Raw genomic sequence first — 14,119 nt, 5'->3', positions numbered from 1 at the left:
AGGGAACATCTGTTCGATCCGACGCGATCGACTGTAGCGCGGATCCGAACATGTGCGCGAGCGTTTCACCGTAAAACCCTGGCGTGGACCGGAAAGTCCGACATCGGCGTGGGTACGCTCGAAGCATGTCAATCCGCAGGTCAGCGCTGGCAGTAGGGCTGACGGCAAGTCTGGGGGCGGTGGCGTGCGGCGCCACGACCACCACCGGCGCCGTCTCGCCCGCACCGATCGTGACGGAGACGACGCCCGCGGCCTCGGTCTCCGCGAGCCCCTCGCCGACACCGACGGCCCCGCCCGAGTTCACGTCGAAGATCACGAAGGTGACCCGGGATCAGGTGAAATATTCATGGCGCCCGGGGTGCCCGGTCGGCTACGACGACCTGCGGATGATCACCATGACGTACTGGGGATTCGACGACAAGCCCCACACGGGCCAGCTGGTCGTGAACGCCTCGGTGGCCGAGGACGTCGCCTCGGTCTTCAAGAAGTTGTACGACTTCCGCTACCCCATCAAGCGCATGGAGCCGGTCGACAAGTACCAGGGCGACGACTACGCCTCGATCGACGCCGACAACACCTCCGCCTTCAACTGCCGCGCCGCGACGGGCTCGACGAACTGGTCGCAGCACGCCTACGGCCTGGCGGTCGACCTCAACCCGAGGGAGAACCCCTACGTGGAGGCCGACGGCTCGCACGCCCACAGCAACGCCGACGACTTCGTCGACCGGCCGCTGAAGAAGCCCGGCGTGATCAACGCCGGCGACCGGGTGGTCGAGGCGTTCGCGAGCATCGGCTGGGGCTGGGGCGGCGACTGGACCGGCACCAAGGACTACCAGCACTTCAGCAAGAGCGGCCGCTGAGATTCAGTAGACCACGGTGATCCGCCGGGCCGGCCCGTCGAGCCGCATCCGCCCGCCATAGGGGATGACCACCTGCGGGTCGGTGTGCCCGAGATCGACGTCGAAGACCGCCAGCGCCTCGGGCGCGTAGACGGCCAGCGCCCGGAGGACCGCCTCCCGCTGCTCCCGCGCGTAGCGCGCCTTCTCCTCGGGCCCGTTCCGGTGCTCGAACGACCACGCCTTCGCCCGCCCGCACACCACGCCCGCGAACCGCCCGAGGATGCCGCGCTCCCCGAGGTTGCGCAGCATGCGGAACACCTCGGCCGCCGACGGCAGCTCCTCGCTGGTCTCGACGAAGAGCACCATGCCCGTGTACGTCTCCGGCGCCGCGACGTCGCGATCGGCGGCCAGCATCCAGTGGAGGATCTCCAGATTGCCTCCCCACGTGACGCCCTCGACCACCCGGTCGGCGTTGCGCCATATCCAGCCGCCGCATCCGGTCATGAGTGGCGCGGCATTGACGAATTCCGGATCTTCCCAGTCCTGTTCGACGTCGCCGTATTCGTGCGACTCGGTCAGCTCGAACGGCCCGGAGGTAAAGAACGCGGCATGTAAAGACGCCTTGGTGATCGGATGCATCGCGCCGCCCCGGCCGAATTGCACCATCACCGAACCCCCGTGATAACCCACGATGCCCAGCCGCCAGAGGTGCGCGAGCAGGTTGGTGTTGTCGCTGTAGCCGAAAAAGGGCTTGGGATTCCGCCTGATCACTTCGTCGTCGAGATGCGGGATGACGGTGATCTGGTCGTCTCCCCCGATGGCCGCCACGAGCGCCTTTATCGACAGATCGGCGAACGCCGCGGTGATGTCGGCGGCCCTCTCCTCGGGAGTCGCCGTCATCCTCCGAGTGGTCGGCATCTCTACTGTGACCAGCCCGAACTCGTCCCTGAGGCGGCTCAGACCATGATCGAACGGGATTGGGAAGACCTCGGGAAGGCCCCCGGAGGGCGCCACGACGGCGATCCGATCACCCTGTTTGAGCTTCTTTGGGTAAAGCATCCGTTGACGCTACCAGGGTCGGCGATCTCCCGGAGAGCGCGCGAACCCCTGGCCCGTAAGGGAATTCGAGAAAAGTAAAATCGCTTTGCCGAACTCGATAAACCGGTTGAAGGGTAAAGAACCCCGCGAAGCGTTTGACCCCGGCTTGAGCGTGGATAGATTGGGACCTGTCGCGGTAATCCGTGACCAAAGTTGCCGCAAGGATCGCCCCACTCCGGTGCCCACGCCGGTAAAGCGAGAACTGCCCCACTGTCTACAGAGAGCGATTCCGGTCTACCGCCCTGCGGCGCGGTCGACAGACAGGGTCGGAAACGTTCAGGAATCTCATGACGAACTATGCTGACGCGCTGATCAACGTGGCCAACTCCCAGATGGGCTACGCCGAGGTCAACGGTTCATCCAAGTTCGGCGAGTGGTTCGGCCAGAACGTCGTCAAGAAGCCCGGGTACAAGGACGCCGCCTGGTGCGACATGTTCGTGTCCTGGGCCGCCCACCAGACCGGCCAGGCGCAGGACGTCGGCCAGTTCAGCTACACCCCCGAGCACGCCCAGTGGTTCGAGAACCAGGGTGCGTGGGGAACCACGCCCGTCCCGGGTGCGGTCGTCTTCTTCGACTGGGGACACTCGAAGAACATCAGCGCCATCGACCACGTCGGACTGGTGAAGAAGGTCGTCAACGACCACACCATCGAGACGATCGAGGGCAACATCAGCAACGCGGTCGTCTCCAAGGTCCGCACCGACAGCACCATCGTCGGCTACGGCTACCCGGAGAAGGTCCGCGAGAAGTTCCAGGCCAAGGAGAAGACCGTCTCGGTCAACCTGGCCGCCAAGAAGGCCGCCGCCGAGACGGCGCTGTCGGCCACCACCAAGCAGGTCAAGTCGGCCGACGTGAACGGCATGCTGACCGGCACCCCCGAGACGGTGACCGTCAAGCAGCCCGCCGAGACCACGCAGTCGATGACCGCGCAGAAGGTCGACAGCCACGACGTCAACGGCCTGCTCGCCGGCACTCCCGAGCCGCTGGCCGCCGGCACCCTGCTGCTGCCCGTCGCGCTCGGCCTGGCCGCCGCCAAGAAGAGCGGCGCGCTCAAGAAGCTCATCTCTCACTGGGTCGCGTGCGGCAAACGCTGACCCACCCTCGATCGGGGCGAACGCCGGGATTCCCCTGCCCGGCGTCCGCCCCGTTCGTCTTTCACTCGTAGGGTTCGATCGGCCGCGGGATCTCCGTGACGTCGGTCGCGTCGAGTTCCGGGGCGACCGTGCCGGGTTCGGGCCCGCCGGCCTTCGGGGGCACCCACGTGCCGGTGACCTCGATCCACTGGTTCTCCGCCGGGGCCGGCCACCCGAGAACCGCCACCTTCAACGGGACGGCGTCGGCCGCGCAGCAGGCGATCTGCATGCGGGCGACGTACCACTGGCCCTTCTGCTTCGACGGCACCGCGAACCCGGTCAGCCGCACCTGCTTGCCCGCCAGGGATTTCGTCGTGTCACCCCAGGCCCGGCCGAGGAACTCGCCGATGGTCATCTCGGAGACCGGCCTCGTCAGCGGCGTGTACGCCGTCAACGCCCCCACCGGCCGCGCGGGCGCCTCTTCCGAACGGGCGGCATAGCTGCCCAAAGGCGGCGGAGCGATCAGGAAGATCGCGAACACGGGCAGGGTGAGCAACCAGGCCACCCACGGCCCCCGATGCCCGTCCTCCTTCTTGACCAACCCGACCGCGCCCACGACCAGCACGGCCGCACCGGCGGCGATCAGGAACCAGCGGAACCCCGGCTTGACGTAGTTGAGGTATTCGTTCGACACCGTCGTGATCCGCAACACCGCCCCGCCGAGCAGGACGAGCACCAGACTCTGCGTCAGCCGGTTCACAGCAGCACCATCCCGGTGACGACGCTGACCAGCACGGCCAGTGAGAACGTGAGCGGCACGAACCGCACGGCGAACCGGCGGCCGAACGTGCCGGCCTGCAGGGCGATCAGCTTCAGGTCGACCATCGGCCCGACGACCAGGAACGCCAGTCGTGCGGTCGGCGAGAAGGCCGTCAGCGAGGCGGCCACGAAGGCGTCGGCCTCCGAGCAGATCGACAGGACCACCGCCAGCAGCGCCAGCGCGAGCACCGACACCCAGAGATTTCCGGCCAGCACGTTGAGCCACTCACGCGGCACGACCACGTTCATGGTGGCCGCCGCCATGCCGCCGACGACCAGGAACCCCCCGGCGTGCAGCAGGTCGTGCCGCATCGCCTCGGCGAACCCCGCGTGCTCGTGGTGCCGCCGCGCCCGCAGCCACTCCCCCTTGCCGAACCGCAACCAGACCCACCCGACCAGCACCGCCACCACCAGCGAGGCGACGAACCGCGCCACCGCCATCATCGGCTGACCGGGAAACGCGACCACGGTCGCCACGACGACCACCGGATTGATCGCCGGCGACGACAACAGGAACGCCAGCGCCGCCGCAGGGGTCACCCCCCGGGACATCAACCCGGAGGCCACCGGCACCGAAGCGCACTCGCACCCCGGCAGCACCGCCCCCGCCACACCCGCCACCGGCACGGCCAGTGCGGGCCGCTTGGGCAACGCCCGGGTCCAGAAGGAGGCCGGGACGAACGCCGTGATCGCCGCCGAGAGCAACACCCCGAAGACGAGGAACGGCAACGCCTGCACGCAGATGGCGACGAAGACCGTCGACCAGGTCTGGAGCGCGGGAGAGGTCAGGTAGGGCGCGTAGACGAACTGCCCGAGCAACAACAGGCCGAGCACGGCGACGAACACCCAATGGCCGAACGACGGTTGCCCTTTCAGCCCCGAATCGGCGGGCGGCACTTCGGCGGAAGGAACCTCAAGACGCTCAACCACGAACCCGATGCTCGCAGACGAGCCGAAGCTTCGCGGACGACAACGCGGACCCTGTGGAAAACCCCAGAACAAACAGCACGCTGTGGAAAGCCCTCGAACGACAGGCTTCTTGAGCGCCCGCAGACCTCGCTGGCGTCTTCGGAAAGGTGTCACCAAAAACCTACGCTCGGACCTCACGACAGCCACTTCGGCCCGATCGCCTGGCACCTCGGCCAGCAAGACACCCAGCGCTACGCCCGCTCATCACGGAAGCCGAGGGCCCGGTTACCAAAGCGCCTCCGGCAGGAGTCCGAGCAACGGCCCTGGCACGTCATTCACACCGCCCAGCGACCACCTCAGCCCGGTCGCCAAGACACCCTTGGCCAGCGGAAGGCCAACCGTCACATCCGCCATGTCGCGAAAACCGTCCCAGCAGCCGCCTCGGCCCGGTCGCCAAGGCCCTCAGCCGACAAAAGATCGAGCGCTACGCCCGGGGCCTCACGGCAGTTGCCCCAGCAGCCACTTCGGCCCGGTCACCAAAGCGCCCTCGGCCCGCACCCGTTCGCGCAGCCCCCGGTCGGCCGTCACCACCAGCACCGTCTCCCAGACGGGAGCCTCCCTGACGACCGCCACGATCGCGTCGTCTCCGCTCCCCTCGGCCGCCCGGACGTCGATCGGCCCCTCGGGCACCTTCGCCCCCCGGGCAGCCCCCTCCACCACCACGACCATCTGGGGAAAGCGCCGGGTCAGCAGCGGCAGGCCCTCGATCGGGGCGATCACCCCGTCGACGGCCAGGTCGACGAGTTCGGCCAGCAGGCGCGACGTCGCGCCGGCGCGGTCGCGCCACCAGCCGTGGTCCGCTCGTGCGCCGATCACGTTGGCCGCGTCGACCACCACGACCAGCGGTTTCAGCATCTCCCTCACCACTGGCCACGTCTCCGCGAATCCCGGGTGCAAACGCCGCCGGGGCAGTTCGGCCAACGTCACCCAGCGGAGAGCGGTGCTCTCCATGTCCAGGTGGACGGGGAGTTTCTCCACAGCCGTCGCGATCACGGTCTGGTAGGCCCAGCCGCCGTGGTCGTCTAGATAAACGCCCCGCACCCGCAGGGCGTCGCGCGAAAGGGCGGTTTCCTCATGTGCCTCACGCAACGCGCCGGTGATCGCGTCCTCGTGGCTGTCGATCGCGCCCCCGGGGAGCCCCCACGTTCCGCCGTGGTGACTCCACAGGGCTCTTTTCTGCATCAGGACGTAGGAGGCACGCGCCGTGTGGTGCACCGCGAGCAGGCCCGAGGCGCCGAACACGCCCCAGTGCTGGTGGCCGCGTCCGCAGTGGGTCCAGCCGTCCCCGTCCTTGGCTGTCATGGGGTCAATGATCGGTTACCAAGACTCCAACGGAACCACCGCCTTGGTGTCGAAAAGCACGGTTCCGTCGTCGATCCTGACGACCGTCACATGGGTGACCCACCCTGACGACATCAGGTTCTCCGCCGACTCAAGTGCCAATTCGGCGAAGTGATATCGGTCAACAGATGTGAAATCAGGCGCCGGTCTGGTGCTCTTCACCTCATACCGGTCAGTCGGCCACACCTGCGGTAGTGCTGTCGAACGGTGCCACTGTTGCATCGCTGATCTTCTCCCTATCGTGCCCGTCACGTTGACCTGGGGCGCCGACAGAAGTTGACCCTGAGGGCGACGGCTACCGGCTGGTTGTGACGGGCCCGATGGCTGATCGTTATGGACTGGTAAGTCATCCTTCCCGATCCGTCCGGATGGGACGGTTAACGTATGGCTTCTCACCTGCGAACCGCACTCGTCGCCATTCCACGACATGCGGGAGCGGGCTGTCCATAGCACGGCAATCCACGCCCGCCCCTCCCACGGGAGGGGTGGGCGCTAGGGTGATTTTTCATGATTCGACTCGCTACCACTCTCGCTGTTGCCGTCATCGCCGTCGCAGGTTGCGCGGGAGACGCGGAAACGGCGGCTCCGGCGACGTCAGAGGCACCGACGGCCGCAGTACAGGCCAGCCCGACGGAGATCACGGTCCCCGCCGCCCCCGAACCTTCCGAAGGCCAGAAGAAGGCTTTCTTCACCACTTTGGCCTCTGTCGACCCGGCCCTCGCGACCAACCAGGAGAAGGCCCTCACGGTCGGCTCCCAGGTCTGCGAGAAGATCCTCGCCTCACCCGAAGACCCCATGCAGTTCTCCGCGTTCGCCGCCGAGCAGCTCGCGGTGGCCGCGCCGACGGCGGAGGGTTTCGTCGCCGCCGTCGCGGAGTGGTGCAGCCCCGAATAGGAACGTCCCAATGCGGCGGCCCGCGTTCCCCTGGGCCGCCGATGCGTCAATATCCGGACCGGCGGGTGGACGCGACCACACCCGCCGGAGCCCGATGGAGGACCAAGGTCACTCCGTGCCTTCCGGAATTTCGTCCGCGTGCATGCCGCCCTCGCCGGGAGCGCCCGACAGGTAGGCGTGCTGGTGACCGTAGCCCGCCTCGACGTTCAGCTGGTCGAGCTGGGTGGCGGCGACCGACCATGTCGTGACGGCGAGCGTGCGCTGGCGGGTGGCCAGTTCCACGTAGGGCGCCCGGTCGGCCTCGGGCAGCTTCTGCGCCGCGGCCAGCAGGTCGACGGAGATCGACAGAGCGTTCACCGCGCTCCGGAAGCCGCCTCGGGCGACGTTCGTCTCGGTCATCCCGCTCGGAGTCTCAGAGTGGCGTTCGACCGCTTTGCGAATGGCCTCCTGCCACGCCGGGACGTCCGGCGGGCCGGGCTCCCCCATCGCGGGCAGGATCTTGTCGAGTTCCTCGACCGTCAGGCGCGCCTGGTCGGTCAGGGTCTTGATCTGCTCGGCGTCCCGCTTGAGGTCGGAGATCTGCATCTTCTCGACCGAGTCGGGACGTCCGACCAGATAACCGATGCCCACACCCGCGGCCAGCACGACGACGAGCAGAACCACGATGAGGTACGGCTTGCGGGGGGCGGAGGCCGGCGGGGGAACCGGCCGGCGGCTTACCTTGACGGCCATGGGGTGACGTTACTTCTTCTGCCGACGATCGTCCACCTTTTGTACGTTGGGAATCGAAACCCGCCGGCGGGCCGCGACGACCCGTACCAGCAGACTCGCCAGCACCCCCAGCAGCACCACCAGCGTGACGCCCGCGCCGAGCAACGCGCCCAGCTGCTGGTCAGCGGCCCGGTCGGGCACCCAGTCGACGGCGACCAGGGCATACCAGTCCTCGGCCTGCAGAGGCCCGAGCAGCAGCAGCGCCCCGACCGCGACCTGCACCGCGATGGCGATCCCGACAAGCTGAATCCGCGTGTACGTGTGCACGGCCCGCGGCAGCGGATCGACGCCCAAGACCACGACGAAGAACACCAGCCCCGCCGCGACCTGCACGACGACCATGGCCAGGTGCAGCGCGTGGCTCGACTGGGCGAGCTCGAAGAACCCGAGCAGGTAGAGGAAGACCGGCGAGGCGACGTAACACGCCAGCGCGACCGCCGGATTGGCCAGGAACCTCGGCAGCAGTTCCCGCCCCCCGGCGAGCCCGATCGGCGCACCGTAGGCCAGCAGAGCCGGGGCCAGCGTGCCGAGAAGGGCGTATTCGACCGAGACGACCGAGAAGACCGCCGGACCGTAAGCGGCCAGACCCCCGGTGGAGGCATAGAGAAGAACCAGAATGCCCGCGAACCAGGCGACGGTGCGCCCGACGGGCCAGACCTGGCGGCGCAGCCCGACCAGATAGGCGATCACAAGCCCGGCGATGCCGAGCAGGATGATCGGGTCGAGCCGTGACTCGGACAACAGCCGATCGAACGAGATCGACGGCAGCACGTAGCCAAGAGCCGCGTTGACGTTGGGCACGTCGACGCTCGGGGGCGGCGCGGTCCGCGACAACCCGACGGCGAGCGCCATGGTCGCGGTCATGATCGCCACCTCAACGGCCGCCAACCGCAGGAACGGCCGCCGATCAGCGGCGAGCTCGGCGGATGAGCCGGCCTCCGGCTCGCCATCGGCCGACGTGGCCGGCTGACCCACCGGCGCAACGTGGGCCGCCTGCTCAACGACCGCCCGCTGCTGCTCTCCGGCCCCTTCGCCCGACGCCTGATCTTCTGCCGTCTCGCCCGACGACGCCTGCTCATCGACCGTCTCATTCGACGACGCCTGGGCCGTCTGCCCCTGCACCGACTCGCTGTGGGCCGACCGCGCAGCGACCGCCCCGGAGCCCGCCGCCCCGGCCTCCAGACGGGCGATCGTCACCTTCCGGTGTCGCCAGCCGAACCACCCCAGCACCGCCAACGCAGCGATCTTGGCGAGCACCAGCAGCCCGTACCGGGACTCGAACAACGGTGCCAGCCCGCCCAGCCTGACCCAGGCGTTGATCAGCCCCGACGCGCCCACCGCCGCATAAGCGCACAACGCCACCGCGCTGAACCGGCGCACCCCCCACACAAGGTCGCGGTCGCGGCGGACCAGCGTCAGCACGCCGTACAACCCCCCGACCCAGATCGCGGCGGCCGCGATGTGCAGCATCAGGCTCGACACGGCCAGGTTGTGGTCGGCCGCCGAGGCCGAATGGCCGACGTACGCGGGGGGCAGGGCGGCGAAGACGGCCGCGCCCAGGAGGACCGGTTCGGCGCCCCGGAGCATCGCGCAGACCGCGATCACGAGAGCGATCATGGCCACGAGCAGGAACGCCTGGCCCTGCGGGATGTAGAGGACGAACGTCTGGAACACCCCGGCGCCGAGGGCCTCGGGGATCGGCAGGCCCAGGAAGTCCGACAGGGTCAGCGCGATCGTGGCCAGTGCGGTCAGCGCCCACGCCGAGGACCACCACACGACCTGCCGCCGCGCCGCGGTGCGGATCGCCTCGTCGCGGGTGAAGGCGACCGACGTCAGCAGCAGGCCGACCGTCGCGACGGCGCAGACGTCGTGCAGCAACCTGACGAGCGGGAGCCCCCACTCGGTCAGAAGGCCGGGCGAGGGCAGCCCTTCGACGAGCGCGGCGGGACGCCCGCCGCCGTACCAGAGGACCGCGAACAGGACCGTGACCGCCACGACGACGGTGACGGCCACCTGGGCACGTGGGGGGAACCTCATATCCAGCCTTCCGGGGGTAAAGCCGGTGAGAGCACTGCCGATTCGGAAGCGCTGTCAGATCGACGGGGGTCTAGTCGCCCTTGTTCGGTTTCCGTCTCGTCGCCATGACCACGGCCGCCACCGCGACCACGCCCACGCCGATCGCCAGGATCAGGAACCCGCCGCCGCCCCCGGAGTCGGCGTCGTCGGCGCTGCTCTGCGGGGCGGCGTCGACCGTCGCCGGCGGCGTGGACGCCACGACGGGGGTCGGCTCCGCGGAGGGTGCGGCCGCGGCTTCCGAGGGGGTCGGGGACTCGGTCGGGGACTCGGTCGGCGTCTCGGGGGCGGTCACCGTGAACGGCACCTCACCCGTTCTGGGGTGCCCGTCGGAGGAGACGATCCGGTAGGCGATGACGTATTTCCCGGCCGGCAGCGGGCCCGACACGGCCTGGATCACCTTGTGGCCGTCGCGCTCGGCCTCGCCCGACGCGTAGTTCTTCTCGTCGGGGCCATTGACGACCACCTTCGGGAACCGGACCGCGTTGCTGAACTCCAGCACCACCTCGGTCAGGCTCTCGACCTTGGCGTTCTCCTTGGGATTGCTCGATTTCAGTACGTCGTGCGCCTGCGCCGCCGAAGCCGGCCATAGCGTGGCGGCCGCCACCAGGATGAGCGCCGCCGTCTTGCGGAAAAGCATGAGAAAACTCCGTCCGATGGAGTCAGGTCACCATTCGACCGGCAGCGAATCGAGGCCGTAGACGATCGCGACCTGGCGGTACGCGGGTTCGCCAGCGAGTCTCAGACCGGGGAAACGCCGCAGCAGGGCGGGGTAGGCGACACGCATTTCCATCCGCGCCAACGGGGCGCCGATGCATCGATGTACGCCGTGACCGAAGGCCAGGTGGGATTTGAGCTCCCGGCGGTTCGGGTCGGCGGTGTCCATGTCCTCGCCGAGGATCGCGTCGCGGTTGGCCGCCGACAACGAGCAGAGCACCATCTCGCCCTTCGCGATCGGCTGCCCGGCGAGTTCGAGGTCTTCCCGCGCGAACCTCGGGAACGCGACCTGGACGACGGTCATGTAGCGCAACAGCTCTTCGACGACCTGGTCGATGTGGTCGTCGGTGTCGCGTACGAGAGCGAGGAACTCGGGGTTCTCCAGCAACCAGAGAGTGCCCAGGGCCAGCATGCTCGTGGTCGTGTCGTGGCCGCCGGTCAGCAGGCCGTCGGCGAGACTGGCCAGCTCACGGTCGGTGACGTCGTCTCCGTGTTCCCGCAGCAGCGCCCCGAGCAGACCCTCGCCGGGGGCGCGGCGTTCCCGCGCGACCAGTTCGGTCAGGTAGGCCATCGAGTCGTTGATGGCCTGGAGCGAGGCCTCCGGCCCGGCCGAGAAGTCGAACCGGTCGGTGGAGAAGCGCAGGAAGTCGGCGCGGTCTTCGTAGGGCACGCCGAGGAGTTCGCAGACGACGAGCGACGGGATCGGCAGCGCGAACGACGACACGAGGTCGGCCCTCGGGCCTTCCTTCTGGACCAGGTCGAGCTGCTCGTTGACGATGGCGGTGATGCGGGGTTCGAGCCGCCGCAGCCGGTGCATCGTGAACTCGGGCGTGAGCATGCGGCGCAGCCGCGTGTGCTCGGGCGGGTCGCGGAAACCCAGGCCGCCCGGGTCGTCCTGATTCGACCCCATGCCGGTGATGTTGCCGAAGTCGTTGCTGAACCGCGCGGTGTCACCCAGCACGGCCCGTACGTCGTCGTACCGGGTCACCAGCCAGACCGTCGAGCCGCCGGGAATGGTCAGCGGATGGACGGCGCGTTCGGCCCGGATCTGGGACAACTCGGCTATGGGATCCATCCGGTCGCGCAGAAACTGCACAAGCGGAAACTCGGAATCGGACATTACAGATGGTTCCTCATCGTCATGGGTGGAAGGAGCGTGCGGCCTCAACGAGGCGGGCCGCGTCCTTCGACAGGATGACGATGGGTGCTCGTCACGACAACCGGCTCGACCGGCACGACGACACCTGTCACCGAAAGAGGTCGCGGGAGCGACATGATCGAGACAATCCGGCCGGCGAGCCGGCGCAGAAGGGTCCAGAACAGCTCCTCGCCCCGGCCGAGCCACCAGCCGGTGACGACGACCGCCCAGACGTGCAGGACGATCATGCTCAGGCTCGGCAGGTGCAGGTGCCCGGCGAGCCGTTCGGGCGAGGAGACGTGGAGAACGGAGAAGAGCAGGTGCAGCAGCACCTGCATGGCCCCCAGCAGCGGCATGATCTCGACGGCCGTGCGTTCGCGCGCCGTCAGCGGGAAGGCGGCGACCAGGGTGAGGGCGAAGGCGGCGGACACCCCCGGAGCGGTGACCGACCCGCCGGCGAAGGTGTGGGCGACGGCGGCAAGCCCCGAAGCGACCACGGCGAACACCGTGGCACGCGCGAGACGAAAGGGCAGCGCCGCAGACATAGCCCCGTCATCATCGCACGCGCACCACCCATCCGGCTGCCCCAGCTCGGCGATCTTCCGGGAAGCCTTACTCAGCCGCCCGGCTGGGCCCCGACCACATCGAAGGCCGCGATCGAGCGGGCGAAGTCGGCGGGCTCGGACAGCGTGACGCCGAGCCGCGGGTCGTACGCCGTCAGCCCGGTCGCCTCTTGGACGATCTCGCAGACCCCACGCAGCGAGGCCGCCGTCTCCCCGGACGGCGGGCCGGGCAGGGTCACGCTCCACTGGCCCATGTGACAGGTGACCATCAGGCCGGTGGAGAGCTGGGTGACCTCGCAGTTGAGCAGGTCTTCGGACACCACGCCGAGCACGTCGCGCGCCGCGACCGCGACGGCCGACCAGATCGCGTAGTCGACCGTCTCGGGGGCCTTCTCCTCCATGGCCTCGAAGGCGTCGTGCCAGGTCTGGCCGGGCTCGCGGCGCAGGAAGCTGATGCCGTAACTCATACGAACACGTTATCGAGCGGCACCGACAAAACCCGGCCTCACCTGTGCAGCAGGCCGAATGATCCCCGGACGATCGCCAGCATCTCGGTCGCCGCGGCCACCTCGGGGATGACCTTCTTCTCGTCGGCGGCCTGGACCACCACGACCCCGATCTTGTTCTGGTCGGAGCGGGCCAGGAAGCCGAGCGTCAGCACCCCGGGCTCGGAGCCGCCCTTGAACCACACCGTGGGCCAGGTCTTCCGGTCGAGGCCGAGCCCGGCGTCGTTGGCGCCCATGATCTCGTCGAGTTCGGGCCCGCCGAGTCCGTGGAGGTTGACCAGGGCGCGGCACATGTCGGTGGGGCTGCCGAACCACTCGATCGTGGTGATCTCGCGGGGGTTCGTCCACACCTCGACCTCGCTGTTCGGGACCTTGTCGACGGTGTCGTCGAGGTAGGCGCGCCGGTCGGGGGCCTTGAGGAATCCCTCGGCGTACTCGGGGTAGTCGGCGCCCTTCAGGATGAACAGTTCGCGGGTGGTCAGCAGCGGGAGGTTCTTGTCGGCGTTCGACGACCAGCTGCGGATCAGGGCCTCCACGGCCGGTTTGCCGACGCGGTCGATCAGCAGGTCGGTGGCGGTGTTGTCGCTGATGGAGATCATCAGCTTGGCGGCCTCCTTGACCGCGACCTTCGTGCCGTCGGGACGATCCTGCAGTTCCCCGCTGGGCAGGCTCTTCAGCGCGTCGGTGACGGTCAGCTGGTCGCCCCACGACAGGCGGCCGGCCTTGACCTCCTGGGCGACGGCGCCCAGGACGTACAACTTGAACATCGAACCCAGTGGACGGGCCCGATCAGGCTCGATTCCGTGGACGGGCTTGCAGTCCTGACCCGCGGCGAGGAAGCCCGACGGGGCCAGGGTCGCGAGGCGTTCGTCGACGTCGCCCCAGCTCGCGGGGGTGGGCGCGTCGGCCGGGGAGATCAACAGGCCGGCGATCTGCCCGGCGGGATCGACCGACATGCTCAGCTTCGCCTGGTTGCCGCCCGATTCGACCAGCGCCACCAGATCGGTCTCGGTGGCGCGCTGGACCTCGACCACCCGCAGGCCCTTGAGCTGCTTGCTGACCTCGTTGATCTGGTCGGCGGGCACCTGTTTCACGAATGACGGCGCGAAGTGCTCGTTGATCTGCTCGGCCGGGATGGGCAGCGCCGACAACGCCCCCAGATACCAGCTCAGCTTCTTCCCGACAGGGGTGTCGGGAATGGGGATTCCGGTGTAAGCGGCTGACGAGTTCACGGCAGGGGCCGTCTGTTCGGCCGTCGCGCACGCGCCGAGCAGCAGCGCGAAAGGAAGCATGAGTCGTGCGAGCCTCACGGCGTCTC

Annotated in this window: 14 protein-coding genes; 3 read left to right on the top strand and 11 right to left on the bottom strand. The window is 68.5% G+C overall.

Annotation, left to right across the window (positions count from 1 at the left end):
- Positions 1-125 precede the first annotated feature (125 nt).
- Positions 126-860, top strand: a complete 735-nt coding sequence (locus AW271_RS34500; protein WP_062341896.1) for a M15 family metallopeptidase — start codon at positions 126-128, stop codon at positions 858-860.
- 3 nt (positions 861-863) lie between these two features.
- Here AW271_RS34500 and AW271_RS34495 read toward each other — a convergent pair whose 3' ends face one another.
- Positions 864-1,898, bottom strand: coding sequence for a S66 family peptidase (locus AW271_RS34495; RefSeq protein WP_062341895.1), 1,035 nt, complete (start codon positions 1,896-1,898; stop codon positions 864-866).
- Positions 1,899-2,224: 326 nt separating this feature from the next.
- On the opposite strand from AW271_RS34495, the gene AW271_RS34490 reads away from it, so the two are divergent.
- Positions 2,225-3,031: a CHAP domain-containing protein gene (locus AW271_RS34490; RefSeq protein ID WP_062341892.1), complete on the top strand. Its 807-nt coding sequence runs from the start codon at positions 2,225-2,227 to the stop codon at positions 3,029-3,031.
- A 61-nt stretch (positions 3,032-3,092) separates the two neighbouring features.
- Here AW271_RS34490 and AW271_RS34485 read toward each other — a convergent pair whose 3' ends face one another.
- From AW271_RS34485 to AW271_RS34475, 3 genes are all read right to left on the bottom strand, one after another.
- The gene (locus AW271_RS34485; protein ID WP_062341890.1) at positions 3,093-3,770 is read right to left on the bottom strand and encodes a TIGR03943 family putative permease subunit; all 678 of its coding nucleotides are present in this window, start codon (positions 3,768-3,770) and stop codon (positions 3,093-3,095) included.
- The gene (locus tag AW271_RS34480) at positions 3,767-4,759 is read right to left on the bottom strand and encodes a permease (RefSeq protein WP_174553136.1); all 993 of its coding nucleotides are present in this window, start codon (positions 4,757-4,759) and stop codon (positions 3,767-3,769) included. The genes AW271_RS34485 and AW271_RS34480 overlap by 4 nt, the downstream gene beginning before the upstream one ends.
- Positions 4,760-5,236: 477 nt before the next feature.
- Positions 5,237-6,100 carry an NUDIX hydrolase gene (locus AW271_RS34475; RefSeq protein ID WP_062341886.1) on the bottom strand — a complete coding sequence of 288 codons (864 nt, stop codon included), beginning with the start codon at positions 6,098-6,100 and terminating at the stop codon, positions 5,237-5,239.
- 735 nt (positions 6,101-6,835) lie between these two features.
- Here AW271_RS34475 and AW271_RS34470 point away from each other — a divergent pair.
- On the top strand, positions 6,836-7,033 hold the full coding sequence (locus AW271_RS34470) for a hypothetical protein (RefSeq protein WP_062341885.1): 198 nt from the start codon (positions 6,836-6,838) through the stop codon (positions 7,031-7,033).
- A 108-nt stretch (positions 7,034-7,141) separates the two neighbouring features.
- On the opposite strand, the gene AW271_RS34465 is transcribed toward AW271_RS34470, so the two are convergent.
- The 7 genes from AW271_RS34465 to AW271_RS34435 all read right to left on the bottom strand — a co-directional run bounded on the left by AW271_RS34465 (position 7,142) and on the right by AW271_RS34435 (position 14,111).
- Entirely contained in the window at positions 7,142-7,765 is a 624-nt protein-coding gene (locus AW271_RS34465; protein ID WP_062341883.1) for a hypothetical protein, read from the bottom strand.
- Positions 7,766-7,774: 9 nt separating this feature from the next.
- A complete protein-coding gene (locus AW271_RS34460; protein WP_083977646.1) occupies positions 7,775-9,841 on the bottom strand; it encodes a bifunctional copper resistance protein CopD/cytochrome c oxidase assembly protein in 2,067 nt (688 codons plus the stop codon).
- A 70-nt stretch (positions 9,842-9,911) separates the two neighbouring features.
- Complete coding sequence (locus AW271_RS34455) at positions 9,912-10,517, bottom strand: copper resistance CopC family protein (RefSeq protein WP_062341879.1); 606 nt, start codon at positions 10,515-10,517, stop codon at positions 9,912-9,914.
- A 27-nt stretch (positions 10,518-10,544) separates the two neighbouring features.
- Positions 10,545-11,690, bottom strand: a complete 1,146-nt coding sequence (locus AW271_RS34450; protein ID WP_245653339.1) for a cytochrome P450 — start codon at positions 11,688-11,690, stop codon at positions 10,545-10,547.
- A gap of 68 nt (positions 11,691-11,758) precedes the next feature.
- A complete protein-coding gene (locus tag AW271_RS34445) occupies positions 11,759-12,229 on the bottom strand; it encodes an MFS transporter (protein WP_157554934.1) in 471 nt (156 codons plus the stop codon).
- A gap of 119 nt (positions 12,230-12,348) precedes the next feature.
- Complete coding sequence (locus AW271_RS34440) at positions 12,349-12,762, bottom strand: hypothetical protein (RefSeq protein ID WP_062341872.1); 414 nt, start codon at positions 12,760-12,762, stop codon at positions 12,349-12,351.
- A 38-nt stretch (positions 12,763-12,800) separates the two neighbouring features.
- Positions 12,801-14,111 (bottom strand): serine hydrolase, encoded by a 1,311-nt coding sequence (locus tag AW271_RS34435; protein ID WP_157554932.1) that lies wholly within the window; start codon positions 14,109-14,111, stop codon positions 12,801-12,803.
- Between the last annotated feature and the right edge of the window lie 8 nt (positions 14,112-14,119).

The sequence above is a fragment of the Herbidospora sakaeratensis genome, assembly GCF_001570525.1.
Classification (GTDB): domain Bacteria; phylum Actinomycetota; class Actinomycetes; order Streptosporangiales; family Streptosporangiaceae; genus Herbidospora; species Herbidospora sakaeratensis.
Note: the sequence above shows the minus strand (reverse complement) of the source record. Positions and strands in the feature narration are given on the sequence as shown.